Source organism: Sinomonas sp. ASV486, assembly GCF_030908215.1.
GTDB lineage: Bacteria > Actinomycetota > Actinomycetes > Actinomycetales > Micrococcaceae > Sinomonas > Sinomonas puerhi.
The window spans coordinates 79,929-106,909 of record NZ_JAVFJK010000006.1 but is presented as its reverse complement, the minus strand read 5'-3'; the positions used below and the strand labels follow the sequence as shown (position 1 = coordinate 106,909).

Sequence of the window (26,981 nt, the reverse complement as noted above, 5' to 3'; positions counted from 1 at the left end):
GCACGGCGTAGCGGGACAGCAAGGAGACGCGGACGGCCACGGACACCTCAACGACACGCACGGCGTCCCTGCCACCCGCCGTGCTGGACCCGGTAGCTCTCATATCCTAACGTCTGGCCTGCTTCGACCGTGTGCCGCTCGCAGGGCGCCTGCCGGACGGTGGGGCCGGCCGACCGCAGGGGACCTCAGGCCGGGACCGCCGGCACGAGCCCAACCGACTCAACGTGGGACCCATCCCGCCCCTTGCTGACGCGGATCTGGGCGGGGATGCGCTGCTTCAGTTCCGGGACATGGCTGACAAGGCCCACCACCCGGCCGCCAGCCCGCAGGCCCTCGATCGCGTCCATGACCTGCTCGAGGGCCTGCTCGTCGAGGCTGCCGAATCCCTCATCGACGAAGAGGGTCTCGATGTCTATCCCCCCCGACTCGTGCTGGACCACATCGGCCAAGGCGAGCGCGAGGGCGAGCGAGGCCATGAAGGACTCGCCGCCGGAGAGCGTCGACGGATCGCGCTTCTGGCCCGTCCATCCGTCCACTACCTCGAGTCCGAGTCCTGAGGCCGCACCCCGCGCGGCGAGGGCGTCGGAGTGCTCAAGGCTGAAGCGGCCGTCACTCATGGCGAGCAGCCGCTCGGTCGCGGCCGTGGCGACCTGCTCGAGGCGCGCGGCCAGGACGTAGCTGTGGAGGGACATGCGCCGCTCATTGTCGCCCTGTCCCCGGGCCGTCCGAGCCAGCTCCCCCAGCGCGTGGGAGCGCGCCTTGGTCTTCTCGAGCGCCGGCACCGAGTCCTCGAACCTCTCTCGCAGAGCGAGACACCGCTTCCGGGCTCCAGAGGCGTCCGTCGCTGCCAGATCGGCGTCCCGGAGCCTGCGCTCTGCTTCCCCTTCAGAAGCGCGCAGCCTCGCGAGGTCGTCGCGGGAGGGTACGACGCCCCCTGACTCCGCGGCGAGGGCGCGGCGCACGGCCGCCGAGCCGAAAAGTCCGCTCAGCCGTTGGCCCTCTGCGTCGTAATCCGAGGCCTGCGACTCCGCTCGTGCCGCGTCTGCGGCGTCCATGAGCGCGGACCTCGCGGCAGCCTCATCCTGAAACTCGGTCTCCGCCAGCGCGGCGCTGAGAATCTCAGCGGCGCGAGTCTTCGCGACCTCCGCGTTGCGGCGTCCTATGAGGGAGTCCGCAAGCGCGCCGAGCGTTCGTGCACGCGCCGCGACGTCGACCCGGCGTGCCTCGACAGTCGCGAATCCGGCGCGGAGCACTTCCACCTCAGCGCGCCTGCGCTCGACTTCCTCGCTCGCGCGGAGCGCGGACTCCTCGGCTCGGATGCGCAGGGCGGATGCCTCGTCCCGCCCGGCCAGCGCGGTGTCGCGCCGTTGGACCAGCCCGCCCCTACGTCCCGTGATGAGCGTCAGTCGCGCCTGCGCCTCAACCGCCCTCTGCACCCCTGCGAGCTTCTCCTCACGGAGGCGCACGGCCTTGTCGGGATCGGTTGCTCCCCCGCGGGCGTCCACGCCGGCGAGGCGCGCCCGGGCAGAGGCCACGGCGTCACGGGCTCGGCGCTCATCTTCCACCGCGGCCTCCGACTCGCTGGCCGCAGCCCGTTCGGCATCGACCAGGAGGAGCGGATTCTCGGCGCCGACGGCGGGCGCTGGGTGTTCGGGTGAGCCGCAGACGGGGCACGGTGCGCCTTCGGCGAGGTGCGCAGCAAGCTCTGCCGCGGTCTGCTCGAGCCTGCGTTCCCGAAGTTCGAGCCACGACTGCCTCGCGTTCAGGGCCGCGGCACGGAGCCCGTCGTACTGCATCTCGGCCTCATGCACCGTCCGCAGGGCCTGCGCGTGCTCCTGGACCGCCGTAACGACTGCCTCGGCAGATTCCGCCTCGAACCTCGAGACAGCGAGCGCCGCCGCTGCCGGCTCAAGGCGCGCGCGTTCCTCCTCGAGCGCGGCGAGTTCGGCGTCAAGCGCGTCCGCGGACTCGGCGAAGGCCGTGGCACGGGCCGTGGCTGCGGCAAGGAGCGCACGATCGGCGCCGACCCTGGCCTCGAGCTCGGTGAGCTCCCGTTCGACGGAGACGCGCTCTGCCAAGACCGCGGCATCAGCAGAGGCAGACGAGGCTGCCCTCCGCGCCTCTTCGACCGCGGGGATCAAGGGTTCCTCGTCACTCTGGATCCCCCGCCCAGTTCCGGGGTCCCATAGGTCGCCGGTCCCCGGCCCAGTTCCCGGTTCCCCCGCTGCACCGAGCGGTGCCGCGAGTCTCGGCTCTGGGGTCCATCCCACCGCGGCGGCGGCCTCGAGGGCTGCGAGCGCGCCAACCGTGGCCGTTGCCAGCACCTTCGACGACCGGTCGGCCTCGGTCAGGGCCGCGCGCAGGCTGCTGGCCGCCCGATGGCCTGCAAGTCGCCGGTGCCGTTCGAGATGCTCCTCCGCACCCGCCTCCCACGCAGCCTTACGGGCCCGCGCGAGCTCAAGCTCACCGGTATCCTCGAGAGCTCGCTCGAGCGCCTCGGCCTCCGCGCGCGCGGCAGCCACCGTCTTGTTGGCGGTCTCGCGTTCCTCGACAGCGACTTCGTGCTGCCACCCGAACACCTCGTCCGCCCACGCGAACAGCGCCCTGACCTGGGACGGTTCGACCGGCGCATCTGGATCAAGCGCGGGGACCGAGACCGACGCGGGGTGACCAGACCCCATGTGATCAGACCCAATGTCATGAGACCCAATGTGATCAGACCCGCTGTGATCAGAGCCGGTGTGATCTGAGTCCTCACGACTGGAGCCCCGTACGCCGGCGGACGGCCCGGCGTGCGCCGCGACCTCGGCCTCGAGCCTCATGACGTGGGCCAGGGCCGCCTGCTCCGCAATCTCGGCGGCTGCTCGGGCCGATTGGGCTAGGACCCCGAGCTGTGCCTCCACCTCAGCGAAGCGCTGCGTGCCGAACAGCTTCTCGAGCAGGTCCACCCGCTCCGAGGCCTTCGCCCGCAGGAAGGAAGCGAACTCCCCCTGCGGCAGCAGGACCACCCGCGTGAACTGCTCGCGTGCCATTCCCAGGACGTCGCCCAGGAGTGCGCCCGCCTCGTCATTACGGGACGTGAGCGGGCGCCACTCCCCGTCGCTGAACTCGCGGACGTGGGTCGACGCCTTCTGAATAACCCAGCCCGCCGACGAGCGGGCGCTCGGCCGGGACCATTCCGGGCTCCGCCTGACCTCGAAGCGACGCCCCTGGGCAGTGAACTCAAGGAGGACCGATGGTTCCGCTTCCGCGGCCGCGTGGTGGCTCTTGAGCGCCTTGCTCCCCTGTCTGGCCCCTGGCAGGCTCCCGTACAGCGCGAAGCACACGGCGTCGAGGATGCTGGTCTTCCCGGCACCTGTCGGTCCGTTGAGCAGGAACAGCCCATGCTCTGCGAGAGCGTCGAAGTCGATCCGCTCGTTCCCGGCGAACGGCCCGAACGCGCTGATTTCCAGCCGGTGCAGCCTCATCGGGACACCTCCGCGAGCCTCACGGCCTCGAGCGCCTCGGCCAGAGCGGCCTGTTCAGTCTCGTTTGCAGAACGGCCTCGGACGTGGTCGAGAAAGCCGCAGCAGAGGTCCAGGTCGCTCCGCGCCGACGCGACCCGCTCGCTGTAGTTCGCCACTGCGTTCCGCGTGACGCCCTGCGGATCGAAGGCGAGGGCGACGGCGAGCGGGAACCGCACGCGGAGGCGCTCCATGGCGCGCTGGGGCCGCTCGGGATCGGTGAGCGTGATGTGGCAATAGGCGGACTCCGCGTCGGAATGTGCCCCATCCGAAAGGAGTTCCTCGAGGGTGCCGCGCAGGACGGCGAGGCGGTGCCTGCTGGGCCAGCCAATCGGGCTGATCGACGTGATTCCGTCGGGCCCGACGTCGAGCATCCAGGCCCCCTTGGCCTGCCGTGCCTCGGAGAACGAATAGGCAAGCGGCGAGCCGGAGTAGCGGATGCCCGGGGCGAGCTCCTGGCGCCCATGGAGATGGCCGAGCGCCGCGTAGTCGAACCCCTCGAACAGCGCCAGCGGAACGACGTCGAGTCCACCGACCGACAGCAGCCGCTCGCTCTCGCTGGGCGCGCCTCCACCGGCGAACGTATGGGCCATGACAATCGCGTGGACGGTGCCTTCGGATCGACGGCGGGCGAGGTCCTCCCGCGCGCGGTCGAGAGCTGCTGCGGTGACGGGGATATGCCCCGCGCCGCTCGCACCGAGCGCCTCGGCGACGAGCCTGGGCTCGAGGTACGGGAGCCCGTACACGGCGACGTGCGCGTCCCCGATGGGCAGCAGGACGGGACTCGCGATGTCCTCGATCCGTGTCCGCAGATGGACTCCACCGCGTTCGAGGAGCTTGGACGCGAAGCCGAGCCGCACCGCCGAATCGTGGTTCCCGCTCGTGATGATGACCTGGGCGCCGGCTTCGGCGAGGCGCACGAGCGTCCGGTCGAGGAGTTCGACCACGTCGACGGCGGGAAGCGCCCTGTCATACACATCGCCCGCAATGAGCACCGCGCCCACGCCCTCCGACTCGACGCACTCCACGAGTCCGTCGAGCCAAGCAGTCTGGGCCGCGAGCATGCCGACCCCATGGAACGACCGGCCGAGGTGCCAGTCCGACGTGTGCAGGATCTTCATGGTTCAGACGCTAGCCGGTGGCACCGACATTCCTGCGGTGCCACCGGCGCGTGCCGCGATGGTGCGGCCGTGAGCCTTGGGCTCAGTGGCTCTTGTCGAAGAACTCGCGCGCCTCGTCGTCGCCCGTCCGCTCGGTAGCGGCGGTGCCAGCGGCAGGTGCCGCGTCACCCGAGGGTGCCTGCGCGTCGTCGTCCGCGGTCTCCGCTACGACGGCGGGCGTCTCAGCCGCGACCTCGGCCGCGGCATCCGCGGCCTCGACGTCGGAGACCCGCACGCTGTCGTCACGGGTGGCCTCGGCCGTGATGTCGGCGATGCCGCCGGCAGTCGCACCGTGCAGCTCGTCCGAGGAGCCGAAGCCGCGGAAGAGGAGGCCCGTGATGACAGCGCCGAGGAGCGGTGCGGCCCAGAAGACCCAGAGCTGGCCGATCGAGTTGCCCTCGGCGAAGAGCGCGGTGGCGGTCGAGCGGGCCGGGTTGAGCGAAGCGTTCGTGATCGGCGAGATCGCCTGAACGAGGATCGCGAGGCCGAGGCCGATGGCCCACGGCGCCATGCCCTTGACCGCGCGCTTGCTGGTCACGAAGAGGATGATCGCCACGAACACGGCGGTCGCGACGATCTCGGCGAGGAGGCCGCCGGCCATCGGGAACTTGCTCGGGGAGAGATCATCGACGCCGTTGGAGAGCTGCGTGAAGATCGTCTGGACGTTGCTCAGGTTGGGCAGGGTCCTCACGGTCACCCACAGCAGGAGGGTGCCGACGAGGCCCCCGACGATCTGCGAGACGATGTAGGCCGGAACAAGGCGCCAGTTCGTGCGTCCCGCAACGGCAAGCCCGAGGGTCACGGCCGGGTTGAAGTGGCCGCCCGAAATGTGGCCCACGGCGGCGATGCCCACTGCAATGCTCAGGCCGACGGCGAAGGCCGTGGGGATCGGCGCGGCCGAGGGGTTGCTGAACAGCGCCACGCCCAGGCCACCGAAAGTGAGCAGGAAGGTGCCGAAGGCCTCAGCGACGAGCTTGGCGATCATGCCAAAGGGGGCAGGAGTCTTCACGGCCGCGGGAGCGGCCACATCTGCGGTCATAGCGCGAGTCCTTTTTTCGTTGGTTGGTCACAACGGAGCGCCTGCGAGCCCGCGGGGCGCGCCGGTCCGTGAGAAGACTATCGTCCGAGCACGACGACGGCGATCGTCGCGAGTCCGAGCAGGGCGAACGAGGCGGTGGCAACGCGCATGACGACGGCGGGCGGCGCAGTCGTGCCGTGACGAAGCTCACGTGCCCTCACGCGCGCGCACGTGGCGAGGGCGGCGGTGGCGAGCACGGCAGCCGCGGCACACACTCCCAGCACGGCGACGATGCCCGGTCCGTGCGCGCCGCGGCCCTCGATGGCGAGGAGCCACGCCCTGAAGACGAGGAGATCGAGGACCAGGAGGGACAGGACGGTCCTCCGCCACGCCAGCGAGGTCCTCTCTGGCTGGAGTCCAGGATCCCGGGCGGGGCGCCCCTCCCCCGGCGCTGGGGGGACCGTCACGGCCGCACGACGACGAGGACGGCGAAGACAAGCGCCGCGAGGAAGACGACGACCGTCATGCCGAGCATCACCCGCGAGAACGGCAGTTCGCGCCCGTGACGCATGGCCTGCTCGGCGTGGGCCCAGCGACGATAGGCAAGGACCGCCAAGGTGGCCCCGACGCCGGCAAGCGCGACAGCGAGGACCCCGCGCACGAGCGTCGGGGCGATGTTCGGGGTGAGCTGGTCCAGCGCGACGGCCCCTGCCAACAGAGCGAGCGACGTCCGCAGCCAGGCAAGGAAAGTACGCTCATTGGCCAGCGAGAAACGGTAGTCGGGAGTCGTTCCGCTCCTACGCCACTGTGGTTCCCGCATGCGCGTCTCCTCGATCCTCTCGCGGTGGGGCGGCGCCATCCGCCCACGCAGGATATCGTGCGGGCGAGTGGCGCCATCGGCGCGACACCGCCCCGACCCTGACCCGGCACTCACCGGACAGGGACCGCGGGCAGTGACTGCTGAACGGGTAGATTGTGGCACATGACGTCGCCCACGCCCGCCTCCCGTATCCAGGGCTGCCTGGTGGGCACAGCCGTCGCCGAGGCGGCAGCGATCGCAGGGCTCTCCGCCGACGCCTCCGGAGAGGTGTGGGGGCCCGGTGAGGCTCTCGCGGGGGATGCCGCCCTGCGGCCCCTCGGAGCCGCGGGCCAGCTCACCCTGTTCACCGCGGACGGCCTCGCCGAAGTCATCGAGTGGGCCAACGACGGCGTGCACGCCGACGAGGCGGCCGGCGTGTGGCTGGCCTCGCTGCGCTGGGTCGCCGCGCAGGGCGTGCCCCTCTCTCCGAGCGCGCCGATGGCCCAGCCACGGTGGCTGGATGCACAGGACGGCGTCCTGGTCCCCGCCGCCGTCCGGCCCGTCTGGCTCGGGTCGCTTGCCAGCGGCGAGATGGGCCTCCCCGGTCGCCCGAGTGGCTCGGACTGCGACGACGCGGGCGCCGCCGCTCATGCCGCCGCTTTCGGCCTCATAGCCCACGTCCCTGCAGCCACGGTGGCAAAGATGGCCTTCGACGGCGCGGCACTCACCCATAGTGCGCCGGTGGCACTTCAGGCCGCCGCGGCCGTCGCATGCATGACGCATTTCCTGACGCTCGGTGCGGATTACCGCACTGCCGCCGGCTCGGCGTACGCCCAGATTGCCTCCCTGCGGTCCCCCCATGACGCCGTGCTCGCCGCTCTCGACGCGGCGGGCGAGGCGGGGTCGGCGTCGACCGGCAGCAGTGTGGGAGGTGATGCACCCGGCAGCGCCGGAGGGACAGCAGGCGCCCGAGTCGAAGGCCGTGCCGATGCCGCAGCGATACTCGCAGGCGCCGTCGCATCTGTGCTCGCGGCAGAGAGCGCCCACGCGTCCGGCGACCCACGCCAGCACGCGTTCGCCGCGGGCATTCGGCTCGCCGCCGCCCATGGTTCTGACGCGGCGGCCATCGCGGGTGCCCTGCTGGGCACGGGGTGGGGCTACGAGGCAGTCCCCACCGAGTGGATCACCCGCACCGCGGGGATGATCGCCGCCGAGGGCGTCGCCGTGCATTTCGCAGAGGTCACCGGAGCCTGACGAGCGACTCCCGCGGTGCTGGCGCTCACCCTCTCAGAGACGAGGCGGACGCGCTGGAAGCGGCACGCTCCACATCGGGCCGGTCTACCGGGCCGTGCGGTCCTTGCTGCGCAGAGCGATGTCGCTGCACGCCTCGCACACCGACGCCGGCACCAGACCCGCGAGCTGGAGTCTTCCGAAGATCCAGCACCCGAGGCAGAAGCCGGCGAAGGCTTCAAGCGAGGCCGCGACGATGAGCACCGCGAGCGCGGCCCACGCCGCCGGAGCCAGGCCGAGCACGTAGAGGACGACGGCGGCCGTCGAGACGAAGGCGCCGATGCCCTGCGCGAAGCGCTTGGGCGGACCGGCGACAAGGCGCGCCTTCCCTAGGCGCGGCGCAATGACATGAACGGCCAGACGGCCCACCGGCGAATAGCGCGGTCCGCCGGCCACGCGGAGCCAGAACCCCGCCGCGATCACCCAGAGGCCCCATCCGGCACCCGTGGCGAGCCCAAGCGCGAGGACCATGCAGCTGAGCACGACGACGATTCCCGCCGTCGAGCGTGCCGCAAACTCGTTCACGGGATTGGGGAAGGCGAACGCCCGTGCGAGGAAACTGCCACGCGCGGCGTCGATCGGCTCGATCTCGACCGCAGGCGGGCCGGAGAACAGGGCCTCAACGCGGGATGACGTGTCCACGGAGCTGTCGCTTGCAGTGGGGGGAACCATTCAGCCATGGTAGGGACGCGAGGGCCCGGAGCCGAAGGATTGTTGCCTCACGTGACGTCCCGGGGGACCAGGGAGCCCGCCGAGCCGTGAGTCCGCTCAGGCGCTGGCCGCGGGCCAGTGCCCGCCCAGCATCTGGAGGAACTCCCCCTCGGAGAGCACCTCGACGCGCTGACCGCGCTCGCGCAGCTGGAGCGCCTTCCGCGCCTTGGTCGTCACACGGCCCGAGGCAAGGTCCGCCGCAACGAATCCATCGCCGACCACGAGCACGGTCGTTGCGCGGGTGACCGAGCTCGCCGGCTGCGCCCCAACCTCCGCTGCCCGCACCTTGGCCTCGCTCCGCGTGATGCCGAGGGCTCCGGTGAAGACCACGCGCTGCCCGAACAGAGGGTGGTGGGGGTCCGCGGCGGAGTTCGCCGGCGGGTTCGTCCCCTCGTCCGGCCACGGCGCCCATGTCCGGGGCGCACCCGGGCCGCCACGCGCCGTCGTGCGTACGCCGGGCCCTGACGCGGCGCTGCCGGCGAGGGCCCGTACCGTCGCGGCCGAGAGGGCATCGCCGGGCGCGAACGCTGCCTGCCGCGGGAGCGAGAGGCCCACGGCGCGGTAGACATCCTCGACGGTATCGGCCCCGTGTCGGCCGGCGATGTCGATGAGGATGCCCGCACAGGCCGCGGCGTCCTCGGTCGCGTCATGGTGGTGCTCGAGCCGCACACCGGCCTCGCGGGCCGCGAAGGGCAGGGAATGCGAGACGAGCCTGTACGTCTTGCGCGACAGCACCACCGTGCAGGCATAGTCGTAGGCCGGTGCCTCCATCCCGCTGACCTCGAGGGCCGAGCGGATCACCCCCAGGTCGAACGCCGCGTTGTGGGCAACGAGCACGTCGTCTCCGATGAAGCCGCCGATTTCGGCGAAGAGGTCGCCGAAGCGGGGCTCTTGTGCGACGTCGTCCGGCCTGATGCCGTGGATGGCGACGTTGCGGGGATCGAACTCGTCGTGGCCCGCCGGCGGCCGCATGAGCCACGAGGCACGCTCCACCGCGCGGCCGCCGCGCACCCGGATAACGCCAACCGAGCAGGGCGATCCCCGGAATCCGTTCGCCGTCTCGAAGTCGATCGCGGTGAAGTCCAAAGGCACGCGACGAGCCTAGCGCCGCCGCTGCCCGAGACCGGGTACCGCCACGCGGGCCGGTACCCTTGGAGGGTGATCCCTGCAGCCCTGGCCAACGCCGCCTCTGTCCTCACGCTGGCCGTCCAGCCCAAGACCTCGTTCCTGCCCAGCTGGCTCGACCCGCAGGTCTTCCTCAGCGATCCGCAGCTGGGGCCCTGGGTCGTGCTGATCGTGTGCGGGATCATCTTCGCCGAGACGGGCCTGCTCGTCGGGTTCTTCCTCCCTGGCGACTCGATGCTCTTCACCGCCGGCCTCCTCGTGGCGACGGGAACCATCAAGTTCAACCTGTGGCTTCTCGCCCTGCTGGTGGTCATCGCAGCGATCATCGGCAACCAGTGCGGCTACCTGATCGGGGCCAAGGCCGGCCCCTCAATCTTCAGACGGCCCGACTCGCGGCTCTTCAAGCGCGAGAACGTCGAGAAGGCGCATGCGTTCTTCGAGAAGCACGGCGGCAGGGCCCTCGTCCTCGCCCGCTTCGTGCCGATCATCCGCACCTTCGTCCCCGTGATCGTGGGCGTGGCCGGTATGAACCGTGCCAAGTTCTTCCTGTACAACGTGATCGGCGCTGTCCTGTGGGGCGGCGGTGTCACCCTGCTGGGCGCCTGGCTCGGCCAGTACGCGTGGGTCGGGCAGAACATCGACCTCATCTTCATCGCGATCGTCCTCGTCTCGATCCTGCCCATCGTCGTCGAGTTCTTCCGCGGCCGCTCTGCAAAGCGCCAGGCCGCCACGTTCGGCACCGATCCGTTGGACGAGTTCATCGAGGAGCACGAGCCGATCGAAGAGCGCAAGACACACCCCGACTGGAAGTAGCCCTCCGAGAATGCGAGAAGGCTCGCCCCCGCACCGGCAGGGGCGAGCCTTCTCGCGTTCGCAGTCGTCTTCTCGGCGGTCTCGGTCTCGGTCTCGGAAACGGCGGGAGCCTCAGGGCCTGAGGGCCTCGACGATCGCCGGCAGGAGCGCGCGGAACGCGCGGCCTCGGTGGCTGATGGCGTTCTTCTCCTCACGCGTGAGTTCGGCGCAGCTCACATCGAGCCCCTCTGGCCGCAGGATCGGGTCGTATCCGAAGCCGCCCTTGCCTCGGGGCTCCCGCAGCAGGGTCCCGGGCATCTCGCCGAGCTCGACCGTCTCGCGGTACCCCGCCGCGTCTGCGCCGGGGAGGGCCAGGGCGGCCGCGCACACGAAGGCCGCCTGCCGATGCTCATCCCTCACATCGCTGAGCTGGGCGAGAAGGAGCTCGAGGTTGGCGCGGTCGTCGCCGTGCGTGCCAGCCCAGCGAGCCGAGAAGATGCCGGGCGCACCGCCGAGGACGGCGACCGCGAGCCCAGAGTCGTCCGCAATCGCCGGTAGGCCCGTCGCGTCCGCGACGGCGCGTGCCTTCTTGAGGGCGTTCTCCGCGAACGTCACGCCATCCTCGAGGACATCGGGAGCCCCCACAGCCCCTGCGTCCACCACTTGGGCGTCAACATCAAGCCCGGGGACCTGATCGCGCAGGAGGTCGCGCAGCTCCGCGAGTTTGCCCTGATTGTGGGTCGCGAGGACGAGCCTCGGGGCTGGCGTGGCGGCGCCAGCGCTCACCGCAGTGCCGCTGCGCTCCTTCCCGTCGCCTCCAGCGGCGGCAGCGCTCACCGCAGTGCCTCGGCCAACGTCTCGCGCTGGATATCGGCGAGCTGCGCGGTGCCAATGAGGGCGAGGTCGAGGAGGCTGTTGAGCTCGTCACGGTCGAACGGCGCGCCCTCGGCCGTGCCCTGCACCTCGACGAACTTGCCGGACCCGGTCACCACGACGTTCATGTCGGTCTCGGCGCGCACATCCTCGACGTACGGCAGGTCGAGCATCGGGACGCCGTCGATGATGCCCACAGACACAGCGGAGACCGTGTCGACGAGCGGCTCCGCGCCCAGCTCGACGAGGCCCTGCTCCTTGGCCCACCGCACGGCCTCGGCGAGTGCCACGAAGGCGCCGGTGATCGCGGCGGTGCGGGTGCCGCCGTCGGCCTGGAGGACATCGCAGTCCAGGACGATGGTGTTCTCGCCGAGGGCCTTCGTGTCAATGATCGAGCGGAGCGAGCGGCCGATGAGACGGGAGATCTCGTGCGTGCGGCCGCCGATGCGGCCCTTGACGGACTCGCGGTCGGAGCGGGTGTTCGTGGCACGCGGAAGCATCGCGTACTCCGCCGTGACCCAACCGCGGCCCTCGCCCTTGAGCCAGCGCGGCACGCCTTCGGTGAAGGACGCTGTGCACAGGACTCGCGTGTTGCCGAACTCGATGAGCGCCGAGCCCTCGGCCTGCTTGGACCACCCGCGCGTGATGGAGATGGGCCGGAGCTGGTCGGGGGCACGCCCGTCGGCGCGCGCAGCAGAAGGACTTCCAGATGTGCTCGGGGTCATGGGACCAGCTTAGTGTCCCCGGGCTGCGGGCCCCGCGAACAGGCATTCCGTGTGGGCGCCCCGGACCGTGCCCGGGGGGCGCAGGTACTCAGACGAGGTAGTGCACGCCCGCGACCGCGACCGCGATTGGCCCCTCGTAGGCCATCTGCGCCTCCGCGACCGAGCGGTTCGGGTCATTCCACACGGGGAGGTGGGTGAGCAGGAGGCGCTTCGCGTCTGCGTCGCGCGCTGCCTGGCCCGCGCGCAGGCCCGTCAGGTGCACGCCCTCGATCGCGTCGTCGCGGCCCTCATGGTAGGCGGCCTCGCACAGGAACAGGTCCGCGTCCACCGCGGCGTCGACGAGGCCCTGACAGGTGTCGGTGTCCCCCGAGTACGCGAGCACGCGCCGCTCGAGGCCGCCCGCGCCGTCGGGCTCGGAGCATTCGATGCGCAGCGCGTATGCCTCGGCGATGGGGTGGCGTGCCGCGTACGCCTCGAAGCGGAAGGGGCCGAACACGATGGGCTCCCCCGCGGTCCAGTGGTGGAACTCGAAGTCGTCGTCGAGGTCCATCTCCGGCTGCATGTCAAGAGCCGTCGTGATGCGCTTCTTCGTCGCCGCCGGACCCCAGACGGGAACCCGGCCCGCGGTCCAGCCGCTAGGGTCCCAGTGCACGGCCACGTGGAGGCCCGTGAGGTCCATGCAGTGGTCCGGGTGCAGATGGCTCAGAAGGACACCGTCGAGGTCGCTGAGGTCCAGATAACGCTGGAGCACGCCCAGTGCGCCGGAGCCCAGGTCGAGCAGGATCCGCCAGTCGCGCTCGCCGTCATTCGCTGTGACGAGGTAGCACGACGCGGGCGAGCTCGGCCCCGGGAACGAACCCGAACAACCGACGATGGTGAGCTTCACGGTGCCATCCTGCCCGCATCGTGCCGGGCGAAGTGGGAGATCCTGCTCGACCCGCCGCGGGCGCGGGCCTCCTCGAGCATCTCGGGGGTGATCTGCGCCAGGCTCGCCGTCGGATACCGCGCGGCGACGTGGTCTGCCTGCTGCACGCCCTGGACCTCCGGGCCGAGGAAGCGGCGCGCGAGGACCTCGAACTGCACTGGGTCCCCCGTCGCGACGAAGCTGTGGGTGGGCGGCGTGCTGGCCCTGCGCGTCAGATCATGCCGCACGAGCGCCCGGTAGACGTCCTTGGCAGTCTCCTCGGCGCTCGAGACGAGGGTCACGCCGTCGCCCATGACATACGAGATGACACCCGTCAGAAGCGGGTAGTGGGTGCAGCCGAGGACGAGCGTGTCGACGCCGGCGTGCTTGAGCGGGGCGAGATAGCCCTCGGCGACGTCGAGCAGCTCGGCCCCCGTGGTGACCCCGGCCTCGACGAAGGGGACGAATTCGGGGCATGCGGCCGAGGTGATCTGCAGGTCCGGCGCGGCAGCGAAGGTGTCCTCATAGGCGCGCGACCCGATGGTCGCGCTCGTGCCGATCACCCCGACCCTGCCGTTGCGGGTCGCGACGACGGCGCGGCGCACGGCGGGCTGGATGACCTCGATCACGGGAATCCCGTACCGGGCCGTGTATCGTTCGCGGGCATCGCGAAGGACGGCGGCCGACGCCGAGTTGCAGGCGATCGTGAGCGCCTTGACCCCCGAGTCCACGAGCTCGTCCATGACCCCGAGGGCGAAGGCGCGCACCTCGGCGATGGGAAGCGGTCCATAGGGCCCGTGAGCGGTGTCCCCGACGTAGACGATCGACTCCTGGGGCAGTTGGTCGATGACCGCGCGGGCCACCGTCAGCCCGCCGACGCCCGAGTCGAAGATTCCGATGGGCCGCTCGGAGCGGGCGAGCTCACTCATGGCCGCCTCCCTGGGAGCGCAGCCTGTGGGCATCCAGCATGGCGTCCATGAGCGTCGTCTGGAGCCACGTGACGAAGTTGTAGACGAGCGCGAGGTACTTGTCGACGTCGTCGGCCTCGGCCCAGTCCGTGACGGCGTGGATCTTCTCGGCGTCCTCCTCGCTGCGGATGCCGAGCCGCTCGGCGAGGACCAGACGGACGTCGTTGAGCGCCGTCGACCAGTGCCGCGCGGCCGCGTCGTCGAGCACGAGAGACCCAGATTCGAGGGAGAGCGACGCGGCCCGCAGCGCCCCGGCCTTGCCCTCCCTGAGGGAGCGCTCGGTGAGCCTGCGGAAATCGAGCGACGACTCGGCGTCGTCCTTGTACGCGTTGGGGAGCAGCCGGGCGAGCGCAGGGTCCTCGGGTTCGCTCGCGTTCGGGCTGAACCCGACGAGGGCCTCAAGCGGGTCCTCCGCCGCCTTGCCTGGATCGAGCATGCCGACCACATCGTTGAAGAGCCCCCGAAGGAGTTCCCGCTCCGGATCCTCGAGGCGTCCGGTGATGCCGCGGCGGCCGTACATGAACGGCTCAGCCATGCTGGCCGCCCCTCTCCACTGTGGCCCACAGCCCGTAGGTATGCATCGCGACCGCATGCTGCTCGACCGTCTCCTTGGCGCCGTGGCTCACGATGGAGCGCCCCTCGGTATGGACCTGCATCATGAGGGCGTCGGCCTTGGCCTCGGGGTAGCCGAAGTATGTCTGGAACACGTAGCTGACGTAGCTCATCAGATTGACCGGGTCATTCCAGACGACGAGGTTCCACGGGGCCGCCCGCGCGGTCTCCTCCCTCGTCTCGGTTTGCCCGGCGACCTCCTGGGAGGGCTCAGTGGCAACGCTCATGCTCATGGGTTCCATTCTAGGCAGGGCCCCGGTCGGGGGCTGGCCACGGGGGCGCCTGCACTCGCACCCGGACGGGCATTGGATAAGGTGACACCGTGACCGACACGAGTCCGTGGGCGCAGCCCCGCACTGCACTGTTCACCGACCACTACGAGCTCACGATGCTCCAGGCGTCGCTGCACTCGGGCGCGGCGCACCGACGCTGCGTGTTCGAGGCATTCGCGCGCAGGCTCCCCGATGGGCGGCGGTACGGCGTGGTCGGGGGGACCGGGCGCCTGCTCGAGGGCATCGTGGGCTTCCGCTTCACCGACGCCGAACTGGGTTTCCTCGAACGCACCCGGGTGGTGAGCCGCGAGACACTCGACTTCCTTGCCGACTACCGCTTCTCCGGCAACGTCTACGGCTACGCGGAGGGAGAGGCCTACTTCCCGAACTCGCCGATCCTCATCGTTGAGTCCACGTTCGCCGAGGCCTGCATCCTCGAGACGTACGTCCTCTCGGTGCTCAACCACGATTCGGCGATCGCCTCGGCCGCGTCGCGCATGACCGCAGCTGCCCAAGGCCGCCCGTGCATCGAGATGGGGTCACGCCGCACGCACGAGGAGTCCGCGGTCTCCGCCGCGCGGGCCGCCGTCATCGCAGGGTTCGCGAGCACGTCCAACCTCGAGGCGGGACTTCGCTACGGCATCCCCACGGTCGGCACCGCGGCGCACTCCTTCACGCTCGTGCACGACACCGAGCGGGACGCCTTCGAGGCCCAGGTCGCCTCGATGGGCGTCGGGACCTCGCTCCTGGTGGACACCTACGACGTCGAGAAGGCCGTGCGGACGGCGGTCGAGATCGCCGGAGACAAGCTCGGCGCCGTCCGTCTGGATTCAGGAGACCTCATCGAACAGGCGCACTGGGTCCGCCGGCTCCTCGACGAGCTCGGCAACGTGAACACGCGCATCATGGTCACCTCGGACCTCGACGAATACGCCATCGCCGCCCTTCAGTCCGCGCCCGTGGACGCGTACGGCGTCGGGACCGCGCTCGTCACCGGCTCCGGCGCGCCCACTGCGTCCATGGTGTACAAGCTCGTGAGCCGCACGGACGACAGCGGCCACTTCGTCTCTGTTGCGAAGTCCGCCAAGAACAAGGCGACCGTGGGCGGGCGCAAGTACGCCCTCCGGCGCCTAGACGGGCTGGGACGGGCTACGCATGAGCTCATCGGCGTCGGGTACCCGCCGCACGACGACGGCAACGACCGCGCGCTCCTCGAGCACTTCATCGTCGACGGCGCGCTCAAGCCCGGGTGGACCGGCCACGAAGGGGTGACGCGCGCGCGGGAGCGCCATGCGGCGTCGCTCGCCGAGCTCCCCTCCTCGGTGCAGCGAATGCACCGCGGCGAGCCCGCGATCCCGACGGTGTACGAGGAGGACTAACCAACGCCGTCAGGTGATCCTCAGACGTGGCGCTCAGGAGATGAGCTTCAGAATCCGGGTGACGGTCACACGAGCGCGACGCCCGACGCCTCGAGATCGGCGTACGTGGGTGCGAGATCCTCGGCGATCCCTGCGCACAGATCGGTCAGAACACGGGTCGCATAACCCGCACGGGCGGCGTCGAGCGCTGTCGCCTTGACGCAGTAGTCTGTCGCGATGCCCGCGACGTCGACCGAGTCGATGCCGTGCGCGCGGAGCCACTCGTCGAGGGTGTCGGAATCATCTGAAGCGCCCTGGGCGTCCCCGTACTGGGCGGCGTGTCCTTCGAAGCCGGAGTAGGCCGCAGCGTACTGGCCCTTGCGAAACATCGCATCGACTCCAGCCAGCTCGAGGGCCGGGTGGAAGTCCGCCCCGGGTGTCCCCGCCACACAGTGCGCCGGCCAGGAGTCGATGAAGTCGGGGCTGTCCGAGAAATGAGGACCGGGATCAACGTGCCAGTCCTGTGTGGTCACCACGGCGTCGTAATCATGTGCGTGCTCCGCGAGGAATGATGTGATCCGCTCGGCAACGGCGGCACCGCCGTCGACCGCCAGCGAACCGCCTTCGCAGAAGTCATTCTGGACATCGACGATCACGAGAGCGCGGAATCCTGCCATGGCACCATTGTGGCCCCTTCATCGGGGCATCCGCGGAACGCGACCCACAAGGAATGACCCACAGGAGCTGACTCCCAGGAGATGACTTCCAGACGGGGTGGGGGCGGCGTCAGGTGCGGCCCACGAACCAGTCTGCGAGCTTCTCGAGCCGCGCTTTGAGCTGTGCCTCGCTCGCCTGGGCCACGGCCGGCCCACCGCACATCTCGCGCAGCTTGTTGTGCACCATCCCGTGGGGAGTCCCGGTCCGGGCGCTCCAGGCCGAGACGTTCTTGGCGAGCTCGCTGCGGAGGTCCATGAGGCGTCGGTGGTCAGGAACGCCCGACGGACCGGAAGTAGCCGCCGAGGGCCGCGACTTCCGCCGGGACACCTGCTCCTGCTGGCGCTGCCGCAGGAGCGTGGTGACCTGGTCGGCGTCGAGGAGCCCGGGAATGCCGAGGAAGTCGAGCTCCTCGTCGGAGCCCACTTCGCCGCCCGTGCCGAACTCGCCGCCGTCGAAGAGAACGCGGTCGAACGCAGCCTGGGACTCGAGGGCCTCGTACTTGCCCTTGGTGAGCGTGTCCGAGGCCTTCTCCTCGCGGTTGGCCTCGTCCATGAGGGATTCCTCGAGGTCCATGAGGCCGTCCTCGTCGTTGGACGGGCGGTCGAGGGCGTGGTCGCGCTCGGCCTCCATGGAGTTCGCGAGAGCCATGAGCTGGGGCACCGATGGGAGGAAGACCGAGGCGGTCTCCCCGCGGCGTCGTGCGCGCACGAAGCGGCCAACCGCCTGCGCAAAGAACAGGGGCGTGGAGGTCGAGGTCGCGTAGACGCCGACGGCGAGGCGCGGCACGTCGACGCCCTCGGACACCATCCGGACGGCGACCATCCACCGCTTCTCGCTCGCCGAGAATTCGTCGATCTTGTGGGAGGCCTTCGCGTCGTCGGAGAGGACCACCGACGGCGATTCCCCCGTGATCTTCTTCAGAAGGCCCGCGTAGGCGCGCGCGTCGTCGTGGTCGGTCGCGATGACCAGCCCGCCGGCGTCGGGCACCGTGCGTCGCACCTCCGTGAGCCGGCGGTCCGCGCCCGCGAGGACGGCGGGGATCCACTCCCCCTGCGGGTTCAGCGCCGTGCGCCAGGCCTGCGCCGTGACGTCCTTGGTCACGGCAGCCTCGCCGAGGGACGCGGCCATCTCCTCGCCGGCGCTGGTCCGCCAGCGCATCTGGCCCGAGTACGCCATGAAGATGACCGGCCGGACCACGTGGTCGCGCAGAGCCTCGCCGTAGCCGTAGGTGTAGTCCGCCTTCGAGCGGCGGATTCCGTCCTTGTCCTCGGCATACTCGACGAACGGGATGGGCGAGGTGTCGGAACGGAAGGGCGTGCCGGTGAGCGCGAGCCGGCGGACTGCGGGATCGAACGCCTCGCGCAGGCCGTCGCCCCACGAGAGCGATTCGCCGCCGTGGTGGATCTCGTCGAGGATCACGAGAGTCCGTGCGGCCTCGGTCTTGGCGCGGTGCAGGAGCGGCTTGCTCGCGACCTGGGCGTACGTCACGGCGACGCCCATGAAGTCGCGCCCGTGCTGGCCGTCGGAGTTCTTGAAGTTCGGGTCGAGGGCGATCCCGACACGTGCCGCGGCGTCGGCCCACTGGCGTTTGAGATGGTCCGTCGGGGCGACGACCGTGAGCCGCTTGATCACGCCGCGCTCGATGAGGGTCGAGGCGACGCGCAGCGCGAACGTCGTCTTGCCTGCGCCCGGTGTCGCGACGGCCAGATAGTCACGAGGGGCCCCCTCGAGGTACTTGTCGAGGGCCTCCTGTTGCCATGCGCGGAGTTTGGGGGCGGTGCCCCAGGCGGCGCGATCGGGAAATGCAGGGGGGAGGGTGGGAGAAGCCTGCGGGAGGGTGGGAGAAGCCTGCGGGAGGGTGGGAGAAGTCTGCGGGTGGGCGTGCGACGCCGGGGCGGGGCGGCCCGCGTCCGGAGGCGGGTCACCGAAGAGCGTGTCGGTCACGCGCGATCCTCCGGCGCCGGGGACGTGGTCTCGGATGAGGGCGCGGGCGCGGGCCCAGCCGATGACACCGGCTTGGCGGCGGTGGTGCCCGCCCGCGCGCCGGCCACGGCGGCGAGAAGGGCCGAGACGGCGAGGGCGCCGGCAAGCAGGGAGAAGACACCCGGACCGGGGGTACGCTCTGGGGTCAGCAGCAGCGAGTACAGCGTTCCAGCTCCGGCGGTTCCAATCACTCCACCGAGCATATCGGCCATCTGGAGGGAGGCCGAATTCCGGCCGCGGTCGGCCGTGTCGCTCAGGTCGAGGACCAGGACGGACGTCGTGGTGACTGTCAGCCCCATGCCCGCGCCTGCAATGACCCACGCCACAGCGACAAGCCACGGCGAGAGGGCACCCGATAGGGCGGCTGAGATCAGGGCAAGGCCCACGGCCAGGACGGTGGAGCCGAGCACGAGGAACGTCGGCTTCCTCAGCCAGCCCCGAGCCTGTGCGAAGGAGCCCGCGGTCCAGCCCAGGGCACCGCCAGTCAGGGCGAGCCCTGCGATCGACGGCTCGAGCCCGTACCGGTCGACGAGCATGAGCGGAATAAAGGCCTCGGCACCGAAGAAGGCCAGCGTCATGAAGCCGCGGGTGACCATGACGGCCGGCAGGCCGCGGGCGATGCGTGCCACACCGGGCGGCATGAGCCGGGGTGCGGTCATCGTCGCGGCGCCCGCCCCGGCAAGCACGACGGCGCCGAGCGCCACGGGCGGGAACGCCGCTCTGGCCTGCGGGTCGCCCCATGAGAGGGCAGCCCATTGGGCAGCGGCAACACCGACGGCGAGGATGACGCCGAGGAGGGAGCGGCGTCGGCCTTCTCCGGGGTCGATGGTGGTCGCTTCGGGCGCGCCGAGCCCGCGGACCCGCGGCCACGTGAGGACCACGGCGGCCACGACGATCGGTGCGACCCCGAAGAACACCCAGCGCCAGCTGGCGTGCTGGGCCAGGATGCCGGAGACGTAGGGACCCACGAGGGACGGTACGACCCATGCTGCCGAGAACCAGCTGAACAGCACAGGCTGGAGGGCGGACGGCAACGTCTGTCCGATGATGACGTACAGGGGGACGATCATGAACCCAGTCCCCGCGCCGGAGACCATCCGCCCGAACGTGAACGCGGCGAAGTCCCAGGCTCCCCCGGCCAGCACGAGCCCCCCGGTCATGAGCACGAGCCCCACGAGGAGCGAGGGCCGGGGTCCTGCGCGGTCGCACCACGGGCCTGCCGCGGCGGTCGCGGCGAGGGACGCCGTCAGGAACAGCGAGAACGCGAGGCCGTAGCCGTGTTCTCCCCCCAGATCCGTGGCGACCACAGGCATCGCCGTCGTGACGGCCATTGCCTCGAACGCACTGCATGTGACGATGGCGAGCAGGCCGACGACGAGGCCGCGGTACTCCCTGGACAGCAGGCCCGGACGACCAGACACCCTCACCTAGGACTTGTCATTGTCTTTGCCGGGGCGCAGGCCCTCGTAGATCTCCTTGCACGTGGGGCAGACAGGGAACTTCTTGGGATCGCGGCCAGGCGTCCACACCTTGCCGCAGAGCGCGATCACGGGCTCGCCGGTGAGGGCGGACTCCATGATCTTCTCCTTGCGCACGTAGTGGGAGAACCGCTCGCGGTCTCCGGGCTCAAGCTCTTCGCGGAGCTCCTCGCGCTCGATCGTCGCGGTGGAGCCGCCGCGGGACGGGTCCCGGGGGTCGTCGGCGAAGGGGTCTGGAGGCATCGTGGTCATGCATTCCATGCTAGACCCCACGGGTGCGGACCGGACTGTAGGCGGTCAGTGGTCCTGCCACCGCGGCTTGTTGTCGTAGACGTGGCGGTAGTACTCGGCGTGCTTGAGCGACGACGCTGCCGCCTCGTCGATGAGCACTGTGGTGTGGGGGTGGAACTGCAGCACCGAGCCGACGCACATCGCCGTGACGGGCCCCTCGACGAGGCCGTGGATCGCGTCGGCCTTCCCTGCGCCTGTCGCGACGAGGACCACATGCCGCGCCTCCATGATGGTGCCCACGCCCTGGGTGACGACGTGGTGGGGGACCTCATCGATCGAGGAGAAGAAGCGCGCGTTGTCCCGGCGGGTCTGCTCGGTGAGCGTCTTGATGCGGGTGCGCGAGGCAAGGGAGGAGCCAGGCTCGTTGAAGCCGATGTGGCCGTCGGTGCCGATGCCGAGGATCTGGAGGTCCACTCCCCCGGCGGCAGCGATCGCCTCCTCGTACGCCGCGCACGCGCCCTCGAGGTCGGCGGCCGTGCCGTCCGGGGTGTGGACACTGGCCGGGCCGATGTTCACACGAGAGGCGAAATCACGACGGATCACGGATCCGTACGACTCAGGATGGTCGGCGGGCAGGCCCACATACTCGTCGAGCGCGAAGCCCGAGGCCTGCGAGAAGTCGAGGCCCTCCTCGACATGCAGGCGGGCGAGCTCGTCGTAGACCGGCAAGGGCGAAGAGCCCGTGGCGAGCCCCAGCACGGCGTCGGGCTTGCGCCGCAGCAGCGCCGCGAACACCCCTGCCGCGGCTCGGCCGACCTCTCGGGCGTCCTTGAGGATCACAACTTCCATGCGTGGGGTCTCCCATCGTGTTGCCCGGCGGCGCGCACGGCCTCAGCGCAGTCCACTCTAGATATCCTACGTCCCACAACCTCGTTGCGGCCAGCTCTCGCACGACGGCGAGTGGTCGCCGTCGTGCATCAGCCAGCCTTCACGAGGCTCGCGTACAGTTCCGGCGCGCGCCGGTCCATGAGGTACCCGCCCAGCGCCACCCCGCCTGCGAGCAGCCCTGCTCCCAAGACGACACCAACCCCGAGAGCCGCCCATGCCAGGCCCACGTCTCCGGTGAGCGCTGCGCGGACCGCAAGGACGAGCTCGGGCACGCACAGGATGGCGAGGGCGATCATTCCGCCGAACTGCACGAGCAGCGTCTGGGCGCTCGTGCCGGCCGGCCTGCGGAACGGGCTCTCCCCCGGCTGGGGCACCGCCACGGTGTACCGGGCCGAGACAACGGAGGAGAGCCCAACCCCGCTGAACAGGACTCCAAGGGAAAGCCCGAGGAACGCCGGGAACAGGCGCCAGTCCCCCGCGAGAAGGAACGGCAGCACGGCGATCACCGCGATCGCGGGCACGGCGAACAGCAGCAGCGCGGCGGCACGCCCGAGGCGGTCCGCACGCCCCTTGACGCCGGCGGCGACGTGCAGGGAGAAGGCCGTCGAATCATAGGAGACGTCGGCCGAGATGGACCAGGCGAGGACGAACGCCGCGAGCGGACCGGAGATGATGAACGGGCTCTCGAGGAGCGAGGCCCGGTGAGCCCGCCCCGCGAGCGAGGAGACGTACAGGATGACGGGCAGGAGCGGCACGACGATGAGGCCCACCGTGTACCGCGGGTCGCGGAACCAGTAGGTGAGGGCCCGTGCCGCGACGGCGCCCGCGGGCGTCGCGGGCATCCAGCCGAAGGCGCCGAGCCCGCGGCCCCCCGCGCCAGCCCGACCCGCTGTGCGGCCGCCGCCCGAGCGGCTCCCCGGGCTCTCGAGCGCCCGGGCGAGGGCCCAGGACCAGCCCCACGCGGCGAGGCCGAGTCCCGCTGCGGCGATGATGAGCTTCACGAGTGCCTCGAGCACACGTCCCTCGGCCGCGTCGGCCGGAGCGGAGAACGGCGCGCCGAGCGGCGTCCATCCGAGGATGCCCGCGCTGCCCGAGATCGCCGCGGCCCCACCGCCCTGGATTCCCCGCGCCAGGAGCGAGATACCAGGCCCTAAAAGCATGATCGGCATGATCATCACGATGCGGCTGGCGTCGCGGAACCTGCGCGAGGTCGCGAGCTCGGCCGCGAGACTCGCGATGAGCCTGCTCAGCACGACGCAGAGCCCGAGCGCGAGGAGCGCACCGAGCGCCGCCACAACGAAGGGGAACACGCCCCGGGCCCACGTAATCGTCGAGGCTCCAAGGGCGAGGGCCGTGCAGATGCCGGGGACGCCGATGAGTCCCGCGATGGCCTGGCCCACGAGCAGCTGGCGCATGGGGATCGGGAACAGCGCGAAACGGGCGGGGTCCAGGGTGAGGTCAATGCCTGAGAAGACAATGGGCGTGAGCGCCCATGCGACGACGAGCACCGTGCCAGCGAGGACCAGGACCGTCCCGGCGAGGCCGGTCGGGACCACACTGAGCGCGATCAGGCCCACGACGGCGAGGAACAGCATCCACAGTCCGTAAAGGGCCCCGATCACGATCCCGACGAGCTGCCACGGGCTGCGCCGCAGGCCGTTGCGGACGAGGAGGAGCTTGAGGCGGATCAGGTGTGCAACCACGACAGGCCCTCCGTGCGCCCGGGACCGCCCACAAGCTCCACGAACCGGTCCTCGAGCGATGCGCCTCCGCGGACCTCGTCCACCGTCCCCGCGGCCAGGATCTCGCCCCGGGCTACAACCGCCACGTGGTCGCACATCCGCTGGACCAAGTCCATCACGTGGCTCGAGACCACGACCGTCCCGCCCGAGTGGACGAAGTCGGTCAGGATCGCCCGGATGCTCGCCGCCGAGATGGGATCCACTGACTCGAAGGGCTCGTCGAGGACGAGGACCTTGGGTGCGTGGACGAGCGACGCGGCGAGGGCGATCTTCTTGGTCATGCCAGCCGAGTAGTCGACGACGAGCGTGCGTGCATCCGCAGCCAGGTCGAACGCTGTGAGCAGGTCGCGGGCTCGCTGGGCCACGGTTTCCCGGTCGAGGCCACGCAGGAGGCCCGAGTAGGTCAGGAGCTGCTCGCCGGTGAGCCGGTCGAAGAGGCGGACGCCGTCGGGGAGGACACCGAGGATCTGCTTGGCCGCGAGCGGATTGGCCCAGACGTCCACGCCGAGGACGGCGGCAGTCCCGGCATCGGGGCGCAGGAGTCCCGTGGCCATCGAGAGCGTCGTGGTCTTGCCCGCGCCGTTCGGGCCGACGAGGCCGTAGAAGGACCCGGCCGGGACCTCGAGGCTGATGCCGTTGACGGCGGGCTTGCCCCCGAAGGACTTGACGAGGCCTCGCAACGAGAGCGCGGACAGCCCAACAGGCGCGCGAACAGTCAGGCTGGGATCATCCATGACCCCACGCTAGCAACGCGCGCGGCTGGACGGATCAGCCGGGAGGATGAACAACGCGCTCCGCCTTCGGGATGAGTGCCTCTAGAAGAGCGCACGGGCGAGCTGCTGGCGCGCGGCAGCCACGCGGGGATCGGTGGCACCGATGACCTCGAAGAGCTCGAGAAGACGCACTCGCGCCGCCTCGCGCTCGTCCCCCGTGCTCCGGGCGATATAGCCCACGAGCCGGGAGAACGCGTCCTCGACATGGCCGCCAGCCACATCCAGATCCGCGACGGCGAGCTGCGCCTCGAGATCGTCCAGCGCCGAGGCGGCCACAGCGCGGGTGCGCTCGGCGGCGGTCTGGTCGACGTCGGACACGCGTGCCATGAGCTGGACCTGCGCGAGGCCGGCTTTGGCCTCGCGGTCCGCCGGCTGCTCTGCAAGGGCCTTGCGGTACGCGGCCTCGGCTGCGGCGAAGTCACCGCGGTCGATCGCGTCGAACGCCTCCTGGTGCAGCGGCGGGAGCTCCGGTTCAGCGGCAGGTGCCGGGGCGCCGTCGACCGTGCTGGTCACGCCGTTCGCCGCAGCGACCTTGAGCAGCTCGTCCAGGAGCTGACGTGCCTGCTGTTCGGAGGCAGCACCCTGGAACAGCGGGATCGGCTGGCCCTTGAGGATCGCGACGGCGGTCGGGACCGCCTGGGCCTGGAACGCCTGCGCCAGCTGGGGAAAGGCCTCGACGTCCGCCGCCGCGTAGAGGAGGCGGCCGCCATAGGACGAGACCCAGGACGCCACGTCGTCGCGGATCCGCTGCGACTCGGGCGAGTAGGAGGCCCAGAGGAGCACGACGACGGGCACCGTCGCCGAGCGCTGCACGACGTCTCCGAAAGATCGCTCGTCGAGGTCGATCCTGTCGCCGTACTCGGCCCGGGGTGCGCCGGGGCCCCCCTCCGCGGCGGCGCCCACGCGCGGGGCACCCGGTGCACTCGCCGAGGAGGCCGGTGGCGTCGCCGTCGCACGCGCCTTGAGGGCTGAGAGGTCGATCGCGCCGCGGAAGTTCAGCTGCGGCTCGGGCTGGCGGGAACCGGGAACGCTCATGGGGTCCAGCTTAGCGAGGCGGCAGGGCGAAGTCGCACAGACGGGGCCGCACCGGAAGTGCGGCCCCGCCTGGTGTGGAGGCGCAGTGCGTCTCCTGGACGCCCAGCGCGTCCGAGGATCGAGCGCGTCAGCTCACGCTCGCGCCCGAGAGGTTACGGGTGGCCCCGATGAGCTGCACCGGCTGCGCGGCGCCGTCCTTGCCGATGTACAGCATGAGGGACTCCCGGAAGGTCAGCGTCATCTTGGTCTTCGCCTCCTTGCCCCCGGCGAGCGCCGCGGCGTCGTCCTGGAGGGTGACCTTGTCGCCGTCGGACTTGGGCGTTCCCTCGACGGTGAAGTCGAGCGGGGCGACCACGATCGCGCCGCCGTCGGCCGTGCGGAAGGCCGCGGCCTCGTCTCCGACCAGCGAGTGCTTGAACGTGAAGTTCGCGTTCGCGGCCTTGGCGATATCGCTCTGGTAGCCGAATGTGTCCTTGATATAGGCGTTGTCCGGGATCTTGTCCTTCCAGCCGCTGTCCGCACTGGTCAGCCTGTCGGCAATGCCCCCGAGGGCGTCCTTGGCGCTCACCGCCAGGCCGGACTTGTCATCCAGCGCGATCTGGTCGGCGCCGGTCTTGGGCGTCCCAGGAATCGTTGCACCGGGCAGGAGCGGCGCGGCCTCGGTGAGCTTGAAGTTGTCGCGGGCCGTGGCCTGGCGCAGCGTGAGGAGCTGCGGTGTGCTGTTGCCATCGCCCTGCGTCACCGCGACGATGGTGCGCGGCCACGAGCGCTGGGTCGTGACGACGGTCGTGAGCAGCTTGGACGCGCGGACCGGAGCGATCGCGGGTGCGGTCGAGACGGAGGCGCGCACCTTGTAGTTCTGGGTGCGCGCAAGGAGCGCCGATCCGTCGGCACGCGGGGCGAGCTTGCCGGCGTCCTTCCCGTCATCGCCGGCCTGGAGCGCACTCGCGGTCTGGTCGAGGATCCGGGAAAGCTGGTCCTCGGTCACGACCCGGGCCTTGGCCTGCTCCGACGCGCTGGGCGAAGCGCTGGGCGACGGGGCCGGCGAGGTGTCAGCCTGCGCGGGAATCGCGCCGAAGCCCGCGAGCCCAAGCACCACGGCGAGGGCCGCAGCCACCCTGGCGGCAGGGCCGCGGCGCACGGCCGCGGCGGTGAGCTCGGCCGTGCCTGCCGGACGCTCAACATGCGGGATGGGTGCTGTCCCGGAATCGCCAGCCGCAGACGCAGGACGGCGCCGACCACCTGTCGCGGGACCGGATCCACCCGTGCCGCGGCGGCGCGGTAATCCGAACACCGCGATCGCGGCGGCACCGAGGACGAGAATGGCGCCGATGACGATGAGCGGCACGGCCCACGGCATGGTCGCGTGGCTCGGCCACGTGATAGTCACGTCCTGCGGGGCAGGCGCCGTGCCGTCGCTCGCGAGCAGGAGCTGCCAGTCGCCGGAGTCGGGGAGATCCCAGTGGTACTCGAGCGTGCCGTTGGCGTTCTGGGTCATGGCAAACAGGTCGGCACCGGCCGGGTTCGGGGAGGTCGCCTCGCCGTCGGCATGGGTAGCGGAGAGCACCTTGCCGTCCGGGGACGCGCCATCGATCGTCGTGTGGGCGGCCTTTCCTACCCATGCGGCCATGTCGTCGGGGCGCGCGGCGGCCAAGACGTAGTTGCCGTCTCCGTGGATCGTCAGGGTTGCCTCTCCCCCTCGGAGGTCACGGAGCTTGGTGTCGATCACCGTCAGCGGCGCAGCCTGGGTATCGGCGGGGAGGGTCGCAGTGACCTGCTCGTCCGGTGCCCACCACGTCAGCTGGCCGATGCCTGCTACTAGGGCTACGAGGCCGAGCAGCACGAGCGCAGCTACGGTCTTCAGTCGCACAGAAATAACCTCACGTCGGGGGAAGGGAACCCCTCCATGGTAACCAAATCGTGATCATCGAGTCGCATCGGACCGGCTGGTAGCCTGTGCGCGTAAGGTCCGGGGGCCTGCGCCGTGCCACGCCGCAGGCAGCATGACGCGTAGCGGAACGCGC

Annotated in this window: 25 protein-coding genes; 3 read left to right on the top strand and 22 right to left on the bottom strand. The window is 70.6% G+C overall.

What is annotated here, in order from left to right; genetic code table 11:
* Nucleotides 1-185: 185 nt before the first annotated feature.
* The 5 genes from RBS60_RS10295 to RBS60_RS10275 form a co-directional block, all read right to left on the bottom strand.
* A complete protein-coding gene (locus tag RBS60_RS10295) occupies nt 186-3,467 on the bottom strand; it encodes an SMC family ATPase (protein WP_307957467.1) in 3,282 nt (1,093 codons plus the stop codon).
* A complete protein-coding gene (locus RBS60_RS10290) occupies nt 3,464-4,624 on the bottom strand; it encodes an exonuclease SbcCD subunit D (protein ID WP_307957466.1) in 1,161 nt (386 codons plus the stop codon). The genes RBS60_RS10295 and RBS60_RS10290 overlap by 4 nt, the downstream gene beginning before the upstream one ends.
* An 82-nt stretch (nt 4,625-4,706) precedes the next feature.
* On the bottom strand, nt 4,707-5,702 hold the full coding sequence (locus RBS60_RS10285; RefSeq protein WP_307957465.1) for an aquaporin: 996 nt from the start codon (nt 5,700-5,702) through the stop codon (nt 4,707-4,709).
* 77 nt (nt 5,703-5,779) lie between these two features.
* Nucleotides 5,780-6,148, bottom strand: a complete 369-nt coding sequence (locus RBS60_RS10280) for a DUF202 domain-containing protein (protein WP_307957464.1) — start codon at nt 6,146-6,148, stop codon at nt 5,780-5,782.
* Nucleotides 6,145-6,501: a DUF202 domain-containing protein gene (locus RBS60_RS10275; protein WP_307957463.1), complete on the bottom strand. Its 357-nt coding sequence runs from the start codon at nt 6,499-6,501 to the stop codon at nt 6,145-6,147. The genes RBS60_RS10280 and RBS60_RS10275 overlap by 4 nt, the downstream gene beginning before the upstream one ends.
* 162 nt (nt 6,502-6,663) lie before the next feature.
* On the opposite strand from RBS60_RS10275, the gene RBS60_RS10270 reads away from it, so the two are divergent.
* Nucleotides 6,664-7,734: an ADP-ribosylglycohydrolase family protein gene (locus tag RBS60_RS10270; RefSeq protein ID WP_307957462.1), complete on the top strand. Its 1,071-nt coding sequence runs from the start codon at nt 6,664-6,666 to the stop codon at nt 7,732-7,734.
* A gap of 84 nt (nt 7,735-7,818) precedes the next feature.
* Here RBS60_RS10270 and RBS60_RS10265 read toward each other — a convergent pair whose 3' ends face one another.
* Both RBS60_RS10265 and RBS60_RS10260 read right to left on the bottom strand, forming a co-directional pair.
* The gene (locus RBS60_RS10265; RefSeq protein WP_307957461.1) at nt 7,819-8,442 is read right to left on the bottom strand and encodes a DUF4395 domain-containing protein; all 624 of its coding nucleotides are present in this window, start codon (nt 8,440-8,442) and stop codon (nt 7,819-7,821) included.
* A 96-nt stretch (nt 8,443-8,538) separates the two neighbouring features.
* A complete protein-coding gene (locus RBS60_RS10260) occupies nt 8,539-9,573 on the bottom strand; it encodes an exonuclease domain-containing protein (RefSeq protein ID WP_307957460.1) in 1,035 nt (344 codons plus the stop codon).
* A 69-nt stretch (nt 9,574-9,642) separates the two neighbouring features.
* Here RBS60_RS10260 and RBS60_RS10255 point away from each other — a divergent pair, with 69 nt between their 5' ends.
* Complete coding sequence (locus RBS60_RS10255) at nt 9,643-10,419, top strand: VTT domain-containing protein (protein WP_307957632.1); 777 nt, start codon at nt 9,643-9,645, stop codon at nt 10,417-10,419.
* Between the two features lie 111 nt (nt 10,420-10,530).
* Here RBS60_RS10255 and rdgB read toward each other — a convergent pair whose 3' ends face one another.
* The 6 genes from rdgB to clpS all read right to left on the bottom strand — a co-directional run bounded on the left by rdgB (nt 10,531) and on the right by clpS (nt 14,713).
* Nucleotides 10,531-11,184 carry an RdgB/HAM1 family non-canonical purine NTP pyrophosphatase gene (gene rdgB, locus RBS60_RS10250; RefSeq protein ID WP_307957631.1) on the bottom strand — a complete coding sequence of 218 codons (654 nt, stop codon included), beginning with the start codon at nt 11,182-11,184 and terminating at the stop codon, nt 10,531-10,533.
* Between the two features lie 47 nt (nt 11,185-11,231).
* Nucleotides 11,232-11,996: a ribonuclease PH gene (gene rph, locus RBS60_RS10245; RefSeq protein WP_307957459.1), complete on the bottom strand. Its 765-nt coding sequence runs from the start codon at nt 11,994-11,996 to the stop codon at nt 11,232-11,234.
* An 88-nt stretch (nt 11,997-12,084) separates the two neighbouring features.
* Nucleotides 12,085-12,882, bottom strand: a complete 798-nt coding sequence (locus tag RBS60_RS10240; protein ID WP_307957458.1) for an MBL fold metallo-hydrolase — start codon at nt 12,880-12,882, stop codon at nt 12,085-12,087.
* Nucleotides 12,879-13,829, bottom strand: coding sequence for a glutamate racemase (murI, locus tag RBS60_RS10235; RefSeq protein ID WP_307957457.1), 951 nt, complete (start codon nt 13,827-13,829; stop codon nt 12,879-12,881). The genes RBS60_RS10240 and murI overlap by 4 nt, the downstream gene beginning before the upstream one ends.
* Nucleotides 13,822-14,403, bottom strand: coding sequence for a DUF2017 domain-containing protein (locus tag RBS60_RS10230; RefSeq protein ID WP_307957456.1), 582 nt, complete (start codon nt 14,401-14,403; stop codon nt 13,822-13,824). The genes murI and RBS60_RS10230 overlap by 8 nt, the downstream gene beginning before the upstream one ends.
* Nucleotides 14,396-14,713 carry an ATP-dependent Clp protease adapter ClpS gene (gene clpS, locus RBS60_RS10225; RefSeq protein WP_307957455.1) on the bottom strand — a complete coding sequence of 106 codons (318 nt, stop codon included), beginning with the start codon at nt 14,711-14,713 and terminating at the stop codon, nt 14,396-14,398. Before clpS ends, RBS60_RS10230 begins: the two co-directional genes overlap by 8 nt.
* Nucleotides 14,714-14,802: 89 nt before the next feature.
* Here clpS and RBS60_RS10220 point away from each other — a divergent pair, with 89 nt between their 5' ends.
* The gene (locus RBS60_RS10220; RefSeq protein WP_307957454.1) at nt 14,803-16,131 is read left to right on the top strand and encodes a nicotinate phosphoribosyltransferase; all 1,329 of its coding nucleotides are present in this window, start codon (nt 14,803-14,805) and stop codon (nt 16,129-16,131) included.
* 65 nt (nt 16,132-16,196) lie between these two features.
* On the opposite strand, the gene RBS60_RS10215 is transcribed toward RBS60_RS10220, so the two are convergent.
* From RBS60_RS10215 to RBS60_RS10175, 9 genes are all read right to left on the bottom strand, one after another.
* On the bottom strand, nt 16,197-16,787 hold the full coding sequence (locus tag RBS60_RS10215) for an isochorismatase family protein (protein WP_307957453.1): 591 nt from the start codon (nt 16,785-16,787) through the stop codon (nt 16,197-16,199).
* A gap of 109 nt (nt 16,788-16,896) precedes the next feature.
* Complete coding sequence (locus RBS60_RS10210; RefSeq protein WP_307957452.1) at nt 16,897-18,771, bottom strand: DEAD/DEAH box helicase; 1,875 nt, start codon at nt 18,769-18,771, stop codon at nt 16,897-16,899.
* Entirely contained in the window at nt 18,768-20,231 is a 1,464-nt protein-coding gene (locus tag RBS60_RS10205; protein WP_307957451.1) for an MFS transporter, read from the bottom strand. Before RBS60_RS10205 ends, RBS60_RS10210 begins: the two co-directional genes overlap by 4 nt.
* A gap of 6 nt (nt 20,232-20,237) precedes the next feature.
* Entirely contained in the window at nt 20,238-20,549 is a 312-nt protein-coding gene (locus RBS60_RS10200) for a DUF3039 domain-containing protein (protein WP_307957450.1), read from the bottom strand.
* A 36-nt stretch (nt 20,550-20,585) separates the two neighbouring features.
* On the bottom strand, nt 20,586-21,368 hold the full coding sequence (gene nagB / locus RBS60_RS10195; RefSeq protein ID WP_307957449.1) for a glucosamine-6-phosphate deaminase: 783 nt from the start codon (nt 21,366-21,368) through the stop codon (nt 20,586-20,588).
* A 128-nt stretch (nt 21,369-21,496) separates the two neighbouring features.
* Nucleotides 21,497-23,110, bottom strand: coding sequence for a transporter (locus RBS60_RS10190; RefSeq protein WP_307957448.1), 1,614 nt, complete (start codon nt 23,108-23,110; stop codon nt 21,497-21,499).
* Entirely contained in the window at nt 23,095-23,883 is a 789-nt protein-coding gene (locus RBS60_RS10185; protein ID WP_307957447.1) for an ABC transporter ATP-binding protein, read from the bottom strand. Before RBS60_RS10185 ends, RBS60_RS10190 begins: the two co-directional genes overlap by 16 nt.
* An 81-nt stretch (nt 23,884-23,964) precedes the next feature.
* Nucleotides 23,965-24,957 (bottom strand): tetratricopeptide repeat protein, encoded by a 993-nt coding sequence (locus RBS60_RS10180; protein WP_307957446.1) that lies wholly within the window; start codon nt 24,955-24,957, stop codon nt 23,965-23,967.
* Between the two features lie 127 nt (nt 24,958-25,084).
* Nucleotides 25,085-26,827: a hypothetical protein gene (locus RBS60_RS10175; RefSeq protein WP_307957445.1), complete on the bottom strand. Its 1,743-nt coding sequence runs from the start codon at nt 26,825-26,827 to the stop codon at nt 25,085-25,087.
* Nucleotides 26,828-26,981: the final 154 nt, after the last annotated feature.